The sequence below is a fragment of the Flavobacterium sp. B114r genome (assembly GCF_056824125.1).
On record NZ_CP124858.1, the window covers coordinates 5,602,857 to 5,617,711 of the forward strand.

Below are 14,855 nucleotides of genomic sequence, written 5' to 3' on the forward strand. Positions count from 1 at the left end.
CTTAAAATTAAAAAAATACGAATTACGGATTTCCATAAAATACAAATTTCAAATAGGTTTAAGTTTGAATTCTTAAATCAATTTAAAATTATGAAAAAATTAGTCGTTTTGTTTAGTCTCATCCTCTTGGTTCTGGGAGGTACTATTGAAGCCCAAAGTGGTCATTATAAAAATGGAAAAGGTAGTTCCCATAAAGGAGGAAAATACAAAAATGCAAGTACCAAAAATCACTATAAAAAAAGAAAGTAAAGTTTGTGAATAATTCGAAAAACTTTAATGACCAAAACCTAAAATCATGGGATTTCGATTTCAAAAAAGAATAAAAATTGGAGGAGGATTTGGCTTAAACATAAGTAAATCCGGTATTTCTCCAAGTTTAAGAACAAAGATAGGATCATTTAGTAAAAACGGATATTCTGTAAAAACAGGTATATCAGGACTACGTTACCAAAATAGCGGTTGCATCGTACTATTTGCATTTACAGGCATCATAACACTTTTAATTTTTACAATAAAACATATATAACAATGGGATACAGAAAAGGATATTTCAAGAAAGATGGAACGTATGTTCAGCCTCATTTTACCAAAACAAGAACAAAATCATACTCAAACAAGAATAGCGGATGCATTTTAATAATGCTTATAACGATGACATTTGGACTGGCAATTTCTTGTTCAGATTCGTCAGATACATCAGGCTCAAACTGCCCCACTAAAACTTGCGGAGATTTTAAAACTCAGGCGCAAGCACAAGCAACTTACGATAGCAACAGAAGCTGTTATAAAAATCTCGACGCTGACAAAGACGGAATCGCCTGTGAAAATTTACCTAAAAAATAACTATTCTTCTTTGTGCTCAATATGAAAAATATTTTAACAGATTTTATATTGAAGAAGCAATAATAAAAAACCAAATAGACATTGAGAAAAAATTACTTTTATTACTTAGTGACCACTAAGATGTTTTATAATTATAAACTACCATTCCTACTTTTAGCATTAGGAATAATTTCCTGTAAAAAAGCTGCTGCTGCGCCTCCGCCGGAAATCAATTCATTGTACCAACAAGTAATTACTACTGACGATCGAAAAACAATCACAGTAGAAGAAGCGAAAACGTATCATGTAAATACAACTTATCAATACGAATACAGAACCGGAAATCCTGGAGAATACGAATACAATTATGATGTAAAAGGAATCAATATAAAAGGAGATTCAGTTCGTGGAAACATCAACGTTCAGGGAAAGTACGGTGCAGGAATTTTAATTGGTGATACTATTGCCGATATTGAAATTAAAACCGAATGGATTTCATACGGAAAGTTGAAAGCCGCTGACAAAAAAGGAAATGAATATCAACTGATTGTCAAATAAAAAAAGTCTGATGAAATCACTTTTAGTGCTGTTTTTATTTTTTTCGACTTCTTTTCATCCTTCTGAAACCGCAGTTTATATCTGCGGTCCAAAAGGTGCAAAAAAATATCATTACACAGAAAACTGTCGCGGTTTTGCGGGTTGTCGACATGAGATAATAAAAACATCACTTAAACAAGCACAAAGTTTAGGTCTTACACTCTGTGGCTGGGAAGATTGATTTTATTCCCTTTAAAAAATATTTAATCATTTGATAATAATCACTTTACGATAAATTCATATTAGTTTTATTAATTTGAATAAAACTAAACGTTATGAAATTCTTTAATCTAAATTTTCTGGTTTCTTTCAAAGAATGGCTTTTTTTAAGAGCTATGCAATCATCTTTCCTTCATTAATAAATTACAATTAAAAAAGGAAAAACTCATTTGAATGAATAAAACTGAGAACTCATTTTTGAACAAAGACCAATTTGGAGATGATTTCTTGTGGGGTGTTTCAACCGCCGCTTTCCAAATTGAAGGGGCTCATGATGCTGATGGAAAAGGTTCTTCTATCTGGGACGTTTTTACGTCGCAAAAAGGAAAAATCAAGAACGGACATCATGCTCTTACCGCCTGCGATTTCTACAATTCGTACCAAAACGATATTGATCTAATTCAGGAACTAAACATTCCTAATTTTAGGTTTTCGATCAGCTGGCCCAGAATTATGCCAACGGGAGTTCATCCTATCAATCAGTCTGGTATCGATTATTACAATAAAATCATCGATTCTTTACTCGCAGCAGGAATACAACCCTGGATTACACTTTATCACTGGGATTTGCCACATGATCTTGAAACAAAAGGCGGCTGGACCAATCGGGAATCTGTTTTGTGGTTCTCTCAATATGTCGAAGTTTGCGCTCAATATTTTGGCGATCGTGTCAAAAACTGGATGGTGATCAACGAACCTTCGGTTTTTACGGGTGCAGGATATTTTCTGGGAATTCATGCTCCGGGAAAAAAAGGCATTTCTAATTATCTTAAAGCCATGCATCATGTAACTCTGGCTACAACAGCTGGTGCAAAAATACTACGAAACCTAATTCCAGACGCAAATATAGGAACTACTTTTTCCTGTACGCATATCGAGCCGGCAACTCAAAGCTCTAAAGATATCGAAGCTGCAAAACGGGTAGATACTTTATTGAACAGAACTTTTATTGAACCTATTTTGGGATTGGGATATCCTCAGGCCGATTTACCTGTTCTTAAAAAACTCAATAATTATATTTTAGAAGATGATCTGAACAATTTATCTTTTGATTTTGATTTTATAGGCCTGCAATGTTACACGCGGGAAGTCGTAAAATCCTCGATGCTGATTCCGTATATTGGCGCCGAATTAATAAGTGCCGAAAAAAGAAACGTGATATCAACAGATATGGGATGGGAAGTCTACCCTCCTGCCCTTTATGAGGTGCTTAAAAAATTCAATGCATACAAAGGCATTAAAAAAATTATAATTACAGAAAATGGCGCTGCGTTTCCGGATATTCTGACGAACGGAAAAGTATACGACATCAAACGTACTCATTATATTCAGGACCATTTAGAACAAATCCTAAAAGCAAAAAAAGACGGTCTAAACGTCGAAGGTTACTTTGTCTGGAGCCTTACCGATAACTTCGAATGGGCAGAAGGCTACAACGCCAGATTTGGATTAATTCATGTTGATTTCGAAACACAGCAAAGAACCATTAAAAATTCAGGATTATGGTTTAAAGATTTCTTATCTTAAAACTGATGCTTAAGAAAACACAAAAGCCTTTCACTACTAAATCGTGAAAGGCTTTTTTTTTGAAGTAAAATCATTTATCTCTGAACTCGAAACAAATATTTCTGTTTTAAGATTCCAATATTAATCTTGCCATTGTTTTTTAAGTGCGCCGTTACAAGAATATATCTATCTTCGGGATAATTTACATTATAACTAAAGGTTGTGTCTTTTACCTTAACCTGAAGCACATGTTTTCCTTCATCTGATACTGGCAGTTCTGCTGTTTCATAACCCGGCAATGTATTTGTTGCTTTTAAGTTTATGTCCTGAACTTTCTTTTTATCCAGAAACACTTCCAATTTTAAGTTATCAAGTTTCATATCCGTTGGCTGTTCAAACGAGACAACATATTTTTTGCAACCCAAAGTGCATAAAACAATTAATAGTATTAGAAGCTTTTTCATAAAAGATGTTTTTAAAATGATAGTGAATAGAAATCGAAACCTATTCTAATATTCTATAAATATAGATAATATTATCACAATTCGACCACCGGAAAAAGCAATAATTGGGTGAGGAAAATTCATGAAATTTATTTACTAAAAAAAGCAAAAAAAGTGATCATTTCTCTTGTAATCACTAGGTTTAACGGTTATTTTTTCTTATCTTTATAGTGTAAATAACAGATAATATATGCCAAAAAACAAACTATTTAAATGCTCAAATTACTTCTTAAAAAACCATTCTTTTTATTTCTACCTGCATTTTATTTTTCAAAATGCTACCCAATTTCATTTCGAAATTTTCTCAATTAATCTTTTTTTCTGCACAAAGTATAAACACGCAGAATACACTAGAGCAACCGCTGGAATTTCTACCATAATTATTTTTCCCGAATATATTTCTGAACTATTTTTTTAGAAAATATATTCCTGTATTAAAGAAAAGATTTCCTTTTTCGGGATCCTCTTTCGACTCTTCATGTTCATTTATCACTAAACTCTTTATTCTATGATTATGACTTCATTTCTTATTTCAACAAATGCCATCACTTTATTGGCAATTTCAATTTGTTTCTTTTATTCAATATTACATTTTTCCTCTTTTTTTTAATCGTTCAATCCAACCTTTTTATGACTTTTTGCCTCTATATAATAAAGGTCAGATTGGTTTTAAATTTAACTAACACGTTCTAACAAACCTAAATTTACTATTCATTGTATTTTGTTTTAAGGAATTATTAGGAATCTCGGGAAAACGCGGGAATTCTGGGAATCCCTTATCTACAAAGGCTTCAAAGCGCCTTTACTTTGCCAAAGAAATTAGTTCACGTTTTAACTGCAGATTAAAACAAAACAGAACTAATTCAATTCAAAGTGTAGAAAACTGTAAGACCGAGTTTATTCGGGAAGTATAAATAACGTCTTACAGTTCTACACGCTTTACTTCCCCAAAAAGCAATTTGGTATTGCCTCAAATAAGCTCCGGAAAAATTCCGGACAGCAATACTCATGTCTAATTTTTAAATTAAATCAAAATGAAAAAACTCATACTTTTTATCGCTTTCGCGTTATTGTTCACTATATTTTCTTGTACTCCTGATGAACTTGAAACTCAACCAAAAAAGGAAACAGAAAAAGCTGTTAATCCTATAAAAGCGACTTATGCTGGCCCTGGTGATACTGGTACAAAGCCACCACCACCGCCACCAAATGTTTAATAAATATATAATTTTAGTATCTAATTAATTACTATTTTCGGGGAAAGTAAATTTATATGTTACGGTCCCCGTTTTTTTATTTTATTCTACTTCTTTTTCTTTTTTCCTGCAAAGAAAAAAAGACTATTGATATTAACAAAGAATCTATCCGAAAAGAGGCACTTAATTTACGAAATAAAGCAATTGAAAATTACGATAAGCAAAACTTCAATACTGCTTTTTATGAGTTTAATAAGTCAAAACAACTATATGAAACTTTAAAAGATAGTGCAAATATAGGTTATGCACTTATTTTAATGGCATCAATTCAGCAAGTTAATGGGGATTACTACGGGAGTAAGGAGACCGTAACAGAAGCACTATTATATGTAAAAAAAAAGACTGCTTACACAGCTGAAATAAATAATAGGTTAGGTATTGCTGACAAAGAGCTTTCCCTTTATAATGATGCTATTATTTACTATAAAGAAGCTGCAAATGATTATAAAGATCCTATTGAGAAGCGAGGACCTCTAAGCAACATTGGAGCTGTTTATATCCAACAAAAAAAATACGATAATGCAATCGCTCTTTTAGAATCTCTCTTAAGTGAAAAATTTTCAAAAAAGAAAGTTCAAGCAATTGAAAATGCAGCAATTATAGACAATCTGGGTTATGCTTATTTTAAAAAAGGAATAAATCAAAAAGGTTTTTCTTTAATGAATCAATCCCTCCACATAAGAAATGAATTTAAAGATACGTACGGAAGCATTGAAAGCTATCTTCACCTTGCCGATTATTATGCTAAAAAAGACATTAAAAAATCGAATAAAAATGCTCTTGAGGCTTACAACACCGCCACAAAACTAAATAGCGTTGACGAAAGATTAGAAGCACTACAAATTCTAATTTCTAACGATCATAGTGCTCAGAACGGCAAATATGTACAAAGGTATTTTACTTTAAACGACAGCATTATTAAAGTCCGAAATAACTTCAAAAATAAGTTTGCTAAAATTAAATACGATTCTAAAAAAGAAAAAGACGAAAATGCAAAACTTCGCTTAGAAAAAGCAGAAAACCAGTTATCGCTTCAAAAAGCCAAATATCTCCGAATTGTTTTTGTAATTATTTTTATTTTTTTAGTGATCTTAATAGCAATTCTAATACGCTATTATAGAAATAAAAACAAGGCTATAGAAGTTAAGACATCCTATAACACTGAAACCCGAATTGCTAAAAAAATCCACGATGAATTAGCAAACGATGTATATCATGTGATTGCTTTTGCTGAATCTCAGTCATTATTGAAGGAAAGTGCCAAAGAAAACCTACTTCAAAAACTAGATGATATTTACGGACGTGTAAGAGGGATTTCGCGAGAGAATAATAGAATTGACACCGGTATTAATTTTACCAAGAGTATAAAAGAAATGCTTTCGACTTATAATACCAGCGAAAGAAATATCATGGTTACCAACTTAGAAACTATCAACTGGGAACTTATTGATGATATAAAAAAAATTACCATTAATCGGATTTTACAGGAATTAATGGTGAACATGAAGAAACATAGTAACGCAAATCTGGTAGTGATAAAATTTGAAAGTGATCAAAAATCTATACTAATAAACTATACCGATAATGGTAAAGGCAGTGAAATAACTACAATGGTAAAAAATGGACTTCAAAACATGGAAAACCGTATTCAGGCTGTTAAAGGAACTATTAATTTTGACACGGAAACTGATAAAGGTTTCAGAGTAAAAATATCCATCCCTAAATAACATGAATTAGAGTATATATATAAAACTTAGCTCATACTTAATAAAAATCGGATAGGAGCCTAGGGATTAATTCCCTAGGCGACCTTCCACACCACCCGGCATACGGATCCGTACCAAGGCGGTTCTTAATTTACGATACATTTTAAGATAGATACCTAACCTAAAGTACTTCCGTGAGGTTGTTTTCAGTTATCCCAATAAAGGTCTGCACTCCCTGGTAGCTGTCGGATTCCGTCCTATCCTTCCCAAGGTAGTTATCAAATTACTTGATATTTTCTGCATTCGTGCCTTCATAGGTAACATTCATTTACTACTCACTTAATTAAGTTCAGTCCTTCGGTACTCATTTACAGTACCTACTATGACCTCTGCTGACTTCTTATAGCAATTGTTATCCATAAGTGCTTTTCTTTAAAAAAAAAACTCCCCCTATGTCTATAAGACCTCCCCAGGTAAGAACGACAACTTTCCTCTCATATACCTGCTATATTTACCATGATGTTTCCGTACAGTTTTGGACTTCAGTTTGTGTTGCAACCTTATCCAACATCTTTGGCCTTTTATATAGTTTCTGTTCGTCAGGTCAAGAGTTTGCCTACTGCTTCCTTCAGATTCCACCTCGCGATGGACACCCTTGCATTCAGCTAACACTTCCCACTGTAAAGGCGTGTTCGGGACTTACACCCTAGAGTTATCGCCCATGCTGGGCACACAACAAAAAGCCTTTCAGGATTACTCCAGAAAGGCTTTTCTCTTCAAAAAACAATAATATTATAACCTCGTTGCGTTATAATGTTTCCTCTAAGTAAGCAACTGCTTCTTTCCAGTTGTTCACACGCAAATGATGCGTTTGATTCACGTTATGAAATGCGGTAAACATAATTGGTTTACCCATACAATAATCCAGATTTTTGCAGTGATCATCGATCATATAATCTGTATTTATAATTCTTTTGCTTCCGCATAAAATGATATTCTCCCATTTAATAAAAGGAAAATATTCCCCAAGCCATGCCACTTTTTCTGCAAGTGAAACAGGAAATTCTGTCGCAGCAGAAACAATAAAAATTTCAAAATTCTCTTGCAATCTTTGCAAACTTTCAACCGCATCCGGCATTACCGGTAATGTTCTAAAAAAATTATCTGTATTAAGGACGCCTCGTAAAAGAGTTCTATCACTAAAAGCCTCTTCTTCTGCTAATCCCTGAATACTTTCTCTTGATACTATAGTTCCGTTTGCTTTATTGTAATGTTCAATTAATTGTGCCTCGATATCCGCAAGTACACCATCCATATCGATAGCAATTGTTTTCTTTTTCATTATAAATGATTTTGCAACAAATTTACGCAAATATTGCAAATTATTGCAATTTTAACTTATTTTTGCAATATAATTTTGCAACACATGAAAAAAGAAGAACGTCAAAAAGTAATTTTAGAGTACTTATCAAAAGAGCATCGTGTAACTTTACTGGAACTTAGTGAATACCTGAACGTCTCTGAAGACACCATTAGACGTGATGTAAAAGAACTATCAGATCAGGGATTACTAAAGGCCGTTCGGGGTGGTGCAGTAGCTCCTTCTCCTATTCCGCTGCATTATAGAAATAGAGAAAAACACGATCTTGAAAACAAAAAAATTATTGCCGAAAAAGCAATTTCATTTTTAAAAGACGGACAAGTCGTTTTTATCGATGGCGGAACAACTTCTTTGGCTTTAGTTGCAAGTTTTCCTTATGATTTAAAAATTACTGTTATAACCAATAGTTTTCCGGTTGCAGCATTAATCGAAGATTTACCTAATATCGACTTGATTTTTGCAGGCGGAAAAATGTGCAAAACATCTTTTACGACCGCAAGTATTGAAACTATTGATTTTTTTAGAAATTTTAGGGCTGATATATGTATTTTAGGAATTTGCAGCATTCATGACGAACGTGGAGTTACCGCTGCTTTGTATGACGATTCGCAAATCAAAAAGAACATGATTCAGAACGCCAATTTTATAATCGCCTTAAGTTCTATTGAAAAAGTAGGAACCGCCGAATCGTATTTTGTCTCTCCTATCAAAGCCATTAATGTATTGGTAACAAACATTGCCCCAGAAGATGAAACATTAAAAGTTTACAAAGAAGCTGGCTTGACAATTGTTTAGTTCCCTCATGAATTTAGATGATACTGATAAGGAGCTATTTCCAGCTATCCGTTATATCTTTTCCTGCCTAAAGAAGGCAACAAAAGGATACCGCTCCTATCTGGGCCAGGACACTCAATTTCAAAAGAAAATTTATCGAAATTTAGATTTTCAAAAAATAAAAAAGCCTTTCAAGGTATAAATCTTGAAAGGCTTTTTATCTACAAATTAACGGGCAATATTATTTCCATCCGCCTCCTAAGTCTCTATAAACATGGACGGCAGCATTTAGCTGTTCTTTTTTAGTATCAACCAATTCTAATTTTGCTTCTAACGCATCACGTTGTGTCATTAACACTTCGAAATAATCAACTCTCGCTGATTTAAACAAATCATTAGAAATATCAATAGATGTATTTAAAGCATCAACTTGTTTCGATTTAAGATCATATCCTTTTTGAAGATTCTCAATCTTAGAAAGTTGGTTTGACACTTCTAAATAAGCGTTCAAAACCGTACGGTCGTAATTATACAACGCCTGAAGTTGTCTTGCGTTTGCACTTGCAAACTCGGCCTTGATCGCATTTCTGTTAATCAATGGCGCAGCAAGATCTCCTGCTAATGAATATAAAATAGATTCTGGGAAAGTAAATAAATAAGATGGTTTGAAAGCATCTATACCTACTGCAGCTGATATATCTAATGAAGGATAGAACTCAGCACGGGCAACTTTTACATCTAATTTTGAAGCTACCAATTCTAGTTCTGCTTGTTTTACATCAGGACGATTTGTCAATAATTGAGACGGAATTCCTGAACTCACAGCAGCCGGTAACAAACTTAAAAAGTTAGTACTGTTTGTTCTCTTGATTTCCTGTGGGTATCTCGCTAACAAAAAGTTGATTTTATTCTCTGCCTCTTTAATTTGCTGACGAATGTCAAACTCCATACTTTTTGAAGTCAGAACTTCAGCCTCAAACTTTTTAACTCCCAGTTCTGTTGCTCTTGCAGCTTGCTTTTGAATTTTTACAATTTCTAAAGCATTACTTTGCAATTTGATCGTTTGGTTCACAATATCCAACTGTGTATCCAAAGCCAATAATTCATAATATGAATCAGCCACTTCAGCAATAAGATTGGTAATTACAAAGTTTTTACCTTCTACAGTCGCTAAATATCTGTTTAATGCTGCTTTTTTAGAATTACGCAGTTTTTTCCAGATATCTACTTCCCAATTCGCATAAGCAGAGATGGTAAAATCTCCTAATGGATCCGGTGTTTCCTTACCTGGTTTAATTTCTGTCGTAGCATCACCAGCACCCTGACTTGTGTATCTACCTACTTTTTCTACTCCAGCTCCGGCGCGAACACCAACTGTTGGCAACAAAAGTCCTTTTTTTACACGAATATCATTCTTTGCGATTTCAATTTCCTGTAAAGTAATATTTAATTCCTGATTATTTTTTAAGGCAACATCAATCAAGTCTACAAGGTTTTGATCCTTAAAGTAATCTTTCCATTGTAAAGCTGAGGTGTTGTTTGCATCCTGAGATTGAGCTGTTACACCAAACGACTCAGGAACTGGCATACTTGTAGTAGGTGCTGCCTCAGGCGCAGGGGCTTTACACCCTGCAACCGTAAGACATATACCTAATGCAATACCATATTGATATGATTTGAATTTATACATGATTGTTATCAATTTCTTCTGTTAATGGATTCTCTTCTTCATGTTTTACCAGTTTATGTTTTTCTGCAATTCTGGCAAAAATGTAATACAAGCCCGGAATTACAAATACCCCACAAATAGTACCTATAAGCATACCACCGGCAGCTGCTGTACCAATAGTTCTGTTACCAATTTTACCCGGACCACTAGCAAATGCAAGCGGTAATAATCCCGCAATAAAAGCAAATGAAGTCATCAAAATTGGACGGAACCTCGCTTTCGCTCCCTCCATTGCGGCTTCAAGTACTGATCTTCCTGCGGCATGTCGCTGTATCGCAAACTCTACAATCAGTACGGCATTTTTACCCAGTAAACCAATAAGCATTACCATCGCTACCTGAGCATAAATGTTGTTCTCTAATCCTGTTAACTTCAACAATAAGAAAGCTCCAAAAATACCTGCCGGTAAAGAAAGGATTACAGATAATGGTAAAATAAAACTTTCGTATTGAGCGGCTAATACCAGGTATACAAATCCTAAACAAATCATGAATACCCAAATTGCCTGATTACCCTGGGCAACCTCATCTGCAGAAATACCTGCCCAGTCAATATCGTATCCTCTGGGTAATTTTGCGGCCGCAACTTCCTGAATTACTTTAATCGCTGTACCTGAACTATAGCCTGGCGCAGCAGAACCACTAATTTGCGTGGAAGTATACATGTTATGTCTCGTAATCTCAGAAAGTCCATATACTTTTTCTAACTTCATGAAAGCAGAAAAAGGTACCATTTCATCACGATTGTTTTTTACATACAACTTTAAAATATCATCCGGCTGAGCACGATATTCCGGAGAAGCCTGAACAATTACTTTATAGTTAATTCCGTATTTAATAAAACTAATTTCATAGTTACTACCCACAAGAGTTGACAAAGTGTTCATGGCATTTTCGATAGAAACCCCTTTTTGCTGAGCCAAATCATTGTCGACTTTCATCATGTATTGCGGGAAACTAGAACTATAAAAACTAAACACGTTAGATAATTCCGGATGGGTATTTAACTCTTTAACAAAATCGTTATTTACCTGCTCCATTTTTTTGTAATCATTAGAACCAGTTTTATCTAACAAACGCAGCTCAAATCCTCCGGCAGCACCATATCCCGGTACAGCAGGTGGTTGAAAAAACTCAATATTTGCACCTGCAATATCTTTAGATTTTTCTTCCAATTCAGCCATAATCTCAAGAACAGAGTGTTTTCTGTCGCTCCAGTCTTTAAGGTTAACTAAACAAGTTCCTGAATTTGAACCTGTACCTTCAGACAAAATTTCATAACCTGCTAATGAAGAAACTGATTTTACTCCGTCTATTTTTTCAGCAATTTTCTGTAGTTTTTCAGCAATATTATTTGTTCTTTCTAATGATGAACCCGGTGGTGTTTGAATAACAGCATAAAACATACCCTGATCCTCATTCGGGATAAATCCGGAAGGAACAGTACTGCTAATCAACCATGTTCCGGCGCAAAATACAAGAAGCGCAATAATAGTAACGGCTCTTCTGTTTACAATTTTAGCTAATAAATTTTGGTATTTTCCTTGCGCTAAATTGAACTTATTATTAAATCCGTCTATAAATATATTTACAGGCGTTTTCTTTTTAGGTTTACCATGCTCATTTCTTAACATCATTGCACAAAGCGCAGGAGTCAATGTCAAAGCCACAATACCAGAAAGGATAATAGCTGTTGCCATAGTTACAGAGAACTGTCTGTAAAATACTCCAACCGGTCCAGACATAAATGCTACGGGAATAAATACTGCCGCCATTAAGAATGTAATGGCAATAATTGCTCCTGCAATCTCATGCATCGCTTTTTTAGTGGCTTTAAGTGGCGAGAGATGCTCTTCCTCCATCTTGGCGTGAACAGCTTCGATTACTACAATCGCATCATCGACGACGACTCCAATAGCCAGAACTAAAGCAAATAAGGTGATTAAGTTTAATGAAATATCAAAGAAGGTCATGAACACAAACGTTCCAATCAATGATACAGGAACCGCAATTGCGGGAATAACCGTAGAACGCCAGTCTCCTAAGAACAGGAATACTACTATACCTACCAGAATAAAAGCTTCAACAAGGGTATGAATAACTTTTTCGATAGAAGCATCAAGGAATTTAGAAACGTCATACGAAATCTCATAATCCATTCCTTTAGGGAATCTTTTCTTGATTTTTTCTAATTTAGCCTTTACCTCTTCAATAACCTGATTGGCATTACTACCAAATGACTGTTTTAGTACAATTGCCGCAGATGGTCTTCCGTTTAAGTTCGAATAAATATCGTACATCGAACTACCAAATTCTACTTTAGCAACGTCTTTCAAACGTAAAAGTTCTCCGTTAGCGTTTGATTTTACAACAATATTCTCATATTGCTCTTTGGTCGTAAAACGTCCGGAATATTTTAATACATATTCAAATGCCTGAGAACGTTTACCTGAACTTTCTCCCGTTTTACCAGGTGAAGCTTCTAAACTCTGACTAGATAAGGCATCCATTACCTCATCGGCAGAAATTTTATAAGCCAACATACGATCTGGTTTTAACCAAATACGCATTGCATATTCACGTGTTCCCAAGATATCTCCTGAACCAATACCATTTACCCTTTTTAATTCTGAAAGTACGTTGATATCAGCATAGTTATACAAGAACTTCATGTCAGTATTTTTATCTGTACTATAAAGATTCACGTACATCAACATACTTGGCACTTCTCGTGTAATTTTAATACCTTCTCTAATTACTAATGGAGGTAATTTATTAGTAACCGAAGCCACACGGTTCTGAACGTTGATCGCAGCCTGATTAGGATCTGTTCCTAAGTTAAACACCAATTTTATGGTCGCTTCACCGTCATTTCCTGCATCAGAAGCCATATATTTCATTCCGGGAACTCCATTTAAGGCTCTTTCCAGAGGAATTACAACGGCTTTGATCATCAATTCACCGTTAGATCCCGGATAATCTGCGGTAACATTCACCATTGGCGGTGAAATTGTAGGGAATTGTGTAATAGGTAAATTCAATACCGACAATACCCCTAAAAAGACAATTATCAACGATATTACTATCGACAGAACAGGTCTTTGAATAAATTTATTAAACATTTTATATTTTTTTTAATGATTAAAACCAAAGCAAATCTGCGATTGTTCAAAGTTTTGAGTTTCAAGTTTAGCACTGAACGTGAAACCTGAAACAAAAAATTACTCTGCTTTTACGCGCAAATGATTCATTACCTCCTTAGGAGACTGGAATTCATATTTAATTTTGTCATTCTCTTTTACTTTCTGAACTCCTTCAAGTAAAATTTTATCATTTTCTGTAAGACCTGTTTTGATCACGTACAAATCAGGGATTTCGCCTGTAATAGTAATTTCTCTTGAAGTTACTTTATTGTTTTTATCAACAACAAAAACATACTTTTTATCCTGAATTTCGTAAGTTGCTTTTTGCGGAATTATTATCGCATTTTTAAGCGGTACCAACATTTTAACTTGTCCGGTTTCTCCGTTTCTAAGTAATTTTCCTGAATTAGGGAATCTTGCTCTAAAAGCAATATTTCCGGTTTCACTATTAAATTCACTTTCGATAACTTCTACGTTTCCTTTTTCTTTAAATATTTCTCCATTGGCCAAAACCAAACTTACTTTACTATCAGCACGATCTTTTACGTCTGTCTGATATTGTAGATATTCAGGTTCTGATACGTTGAAGTAAGCAAACATCTGACTGTTGTCTGAAAGGCTTGTTAACAATTCGCCTTCGTCGATAAGACTTCCAAGTTTTAACGGGATACGGTCAATCGTTCCGTCAAAAGGAGCTCTGATTTCAGTAAATGATAAATGAAGTTTTGCCAGTGATACTTCAGCTTTTGCCGACTGCAGTTTTGCCTGCGCTACACTTAATTCGTTTTTAGAAACGATATTTTTATCTGCCAGTAATTTTGAATTTTGCAATTCAATTTCTACAGATTTTTGTTCAGCTTGTGCTTTAAGTAATTCTGCCTGATACATGTTTGGCATAATTTTAAACAACAGCTGTCCTTTTTTCACAAACTGTCCTTCGTCAACATAAATGTTTTGTAAAAACCCTTTTTCCTGGGCACGAAGTTCAATATTGCGCACAGATTTAATCTGCGAAACATATTCTTTAGTAAATGAAGTATCAATTCTTACCGGATTAGTTACGGTAAATTTTTCCGCTTCTTCTTTTTCTTCTTTTTTAGCTGTACAACTAGTTAGGCACACCAGAGCAATTAAGCCTGTGAACAAGATAATTCTTTTCATGATTTTATTTGGAAATTAAGCGATTGAATGCTTGGAATACAGAGATTCCTTTAGATGAA

14 protein-coding genes are annotated in these 14,855 nt (G+C 34.4%); 9 read left to right on the top strand and 5 right to left on the bottom strand.

What is annotated here, in order from left to right; all coding sequences use genetic code 11:
• Window positions 1-90 precede the first annotated feature (90 nt).
• The 6 genes from QLQ94_RS23240 to QLQ94_RS23265 all read left to right on the top strand — a co-directional run bounded on the left by QLQ94_RS23240 (window position 91) and on the right by QLQ94_RS23265 (window position 3,165).
• Window positions 91-249, top strand: coding sequence for a hypothetical protein (locus QLQ94_RS23240; protein WP_482498681.1), 159 nt, complete (start codon window positions 91-93; stop codon window positions 247-249).
• 46 nt (window positions 250-295) lie between these two features.
• Complete coding sequence (locus tag QLQ94_RS23245) at window positions 296-526, top strand: DUF4236 domain-containing protein (RefSeq protein ID WP_271338279.1); 231 nt, start codon at window positions 296-298, stop codon at window positions 524-526.
• Window positions 527-528: 2 nt separating this feature from the next.
• Complete coding sequence (locus QLQ94_RS23250) at window positions 529-843, top strand: excalibur calcium-binding domain-containing protein (RefSeq protein ID WP_271338277.1); 315 nt, start codon at window positions 529-531, stop codon at window positions 841-843.
• An 81-nt stretch (window positions 844-924) separates the two neighbouring features.
• On the top strand, window positions 925-1,380 hold the full coding sequence (locus QLQ94_RS23255; protein ID WP_271338275.1) for a single stranded DNA-binding domain-containing protein: 456 nt from the start codon (window positions 925-927) through the stop codon (window positions 1,378-1,380).
• Window positions 1,381-1,390: 10 nt separating this feature from the next.
• Window positions 1,391-1,600 (top strand): hypothetical protein, encoded by a 210-nt coding sequence (locus QLQ94_RS23260; RefSeq protein ID WP_271338274.1) that lies wholly within the window; start codon window positions 1,391-1,393, stop codon window positions 1,598-1,600.
• Between the two features lie 212 nt (window positions 1,601-1,812).
• A complete protein-coding gene (locus tag QLQ94_RS23265) occupies window positions 1,813-3,165 on the top strand; it encodes a GH1 family beta-glucosidase (RefSeq protein ID WP_271338273.1) in 1,353 nt (450 codons plus the stop codon).
• A 74-nt stretch (window positions 3,166-3,239) separates the two neighbouring features.
• On the opposite strand, the gene QLQ94_RS23270 is transcribed toward QLQ94_RS23265, so the two are convergent.
• Window positions 3,240-3,608 (bottom strand): hypothetical protein, encoded by a 369-nt coding sequence (locus QLQ94_RS23270; protein WP_271338272.1) that lies wholly within the window; start codon window positions 3,606-3,608, stop codon window positions 3,240-3,242.
• 1,073 nt (window positions 3,609-4,681) lie between these two features.
• Here QLQ94_RS23270 and QLQ94_RS23275 point away from each other — a divergent pair.
• Window positions 4,682-4,864 carry a hypothetical protein gene (locus tag QLQ94_RS23275; protein ID WP_271338271.1) on the top strand — a complete coding sequence of 61 codons (183 nt, stop codon included), beginning with the start codon at window positions 4,682-4,684 and terminating at the stop codon, window positions 4,862-4,864.
• A gap of 56 nt (window positions 4,865-4,920) precedes the next feature.
• Complete coding sequence (locus QLQ94_RS23280; protein ID WP_271338270.1) at window positions 4,921-6,630, top strand: tetratricopeptide repeat-containing sensor histidine kinase; 1,710 nt, start codon at window positions 4,921-4,923, stop codon at window positions 6,628-6,630.
• Between the two features lie 787 nt (window positions 6,631-7,417).
• On the opposite strand, the gene QLQ94_RS23285 is transcribed toward QLQ94_RS23280, so the two are convergent.
• Window positions 7,418-7,951 carry a 5' nucleotidase, NT5C type gene (locus tag QLQ94_RS23285; protein ID WP_271338680.1) on the bottom strand — a complete coding sequence of 178 codons (534 nt, stop codon included), beginning with the start codon at window positions 7,949-7,951 and terminating at the stop codon, window positions 7,418-7,420.
• 84 nt (window positions 7,952-8,035) lie between these two features.
• Between QLQ94_RS23285 and QLQ94_RS23290 the strand changes: the two genes are divergently transcribed.
• A complete protein-coding gene (locus QLQ94_RS23290; protein ID WP_271338681.1) occupies window positions 8,036-8,785 on the top strand; it encodes a DeoR/GlpR family DNA-binding transcription regulator in 750 nt (249 codons plus the stop codon).
• A 220-nt stretch (window positions 8,786-9,005) separates the two neighbouring features.
• Here the strand turns inward: QLQ94_RS23290 and QLQ94_RS23295 are convergent, their stop codons facing one another.
• From QLQ94_RS23295 to QLQ94_RS23305, 3 genes are all read right to left on the bottom strand, one after another.
• Entirely contained in the window at window positions 9,006-10,454 is a 1,449-nt protein-coding gene (locus QLQ94_RS23295) for a TolC family protein (RefSeq protein WP_271338682.1), read from the bottom strand.
• A complete protein-coding gene (locus QLQ94_RS23300) occupies window positions 10,447-13,614 on the bottom strand; it encodes an efflux RND transporter permease subunit (RefSeq protein ID WP_271338683.1) in 3,168 nt (1,055 codons plus the stop codon). Before QLQ94_RS23300 ends, QLQ94_RS23295 begins: the two co-directional genes overlap by 8 nt.
• A gap of 99 nt (window positions 13,615-13,713) precedes the next feature.
• Window positions 13,714-14,796 (bottom strand): efflux RND transporter periplasmic adaptor subunit, encoded by a 1,083-nt coding sequence (locus tag QLQ94_RS23305; RefSeq protein WP_271338684.1) that lies wholly within the window; start codon window positions 14,794-14,796, stop codon window positions 13,714-13,716.
• Between the last annotated feature and the right edge of the window lie 59 nt (window positions 14,797-14,855).

Coding starts and splice junctions, on each gene's coding strand:
- QLQ94_RS23240 (WP_482498681.1), top strand. CDS start 91: ATGAAAAAATTAGTCGTTTTGTTTAGTCTCATCCTCTTGGTTCTGGGA.
- QLQ94_RS23245 (WP_271338279.1), top strand. CDS start 296: ATGGGATTTCGATTTCAAAAAAGAATAAAAATTGGAGGAGGATTTGGC.
- QLQ94_RS23250 (WP_271338277.1), top strand. CDS start 529: ATGGGATACAGAAAAGGATATTTCAAGAAAGATGGAACGTATGTTCAG.
- QLQ94_RS23260 (WP_271338274.1), top strand. CDS start 1,391: ATGAAATCACTTTTAGTGCTGTTTTTATTTTTTTCGACTTCTTTTCAT.
- QLQ94_RS23265 (WP_271338273.1), top strand. CDS start 1,813: ATGAATAAAACTGAGAACTCATTTTTGAACAAAGACCAATTTGGAGAT.
- QLQ94_RS23270 (WP_271338272.1), bottom strand. CDS start 3,608: ATGAAAAAGCTTCTAATACTATTAATTGTTTTATGCACTTTGGGTTGC.
- QLQ94_RS23275 (WP_271338271.1), top strand. CDS start 4,682: ATGAAAAAACTCATACTTTTTATCGCTTTCGCGTTATTGTTCACTATA.
- QLQ94_RS23280 (WP_271338270.1), top strand. CDS start 4,921: ATGTTACGGTCCCCGTTTTTTTATTTTATTCTACTTCTTTTTCTTTTT.
- QLQ94_RS23285 (WP_271338680.1), bottom strand. CDS start 7,951: ATGAAAAAGAAAACAATTGCTATCGATATGGATGGTGTACTTGCGGAT.
- QLQ94_RS23290 (WP_271338681.1), top strand. CDS start 8,036: ATGAAAAAAGAAGAACGTCAAAAAGTAATTTTAGAGTACTTATCAAAA.
- QLQ94_RS23295 (WP_271338682.1), bottom strand. CDS start 10,454: ATGTATAAATTCAAATCATATCAATATGGTATTGCATTAGGTATATGT.
- QLQ94_RS23300 (WP_271338683.1), bottom strand. CDS start 13,614: ATGTTTAATAAATTTATTCAAAGACCTGTTCTGTCGATAGTAATATCG.
- QLQ94_RS23305 (WP_271338684.1), bottom strand. CDS start 14,796: ATGAAAAGAATTATCTTGTTCACAGGCTTAATTGCTCTGGTGTGCCTA.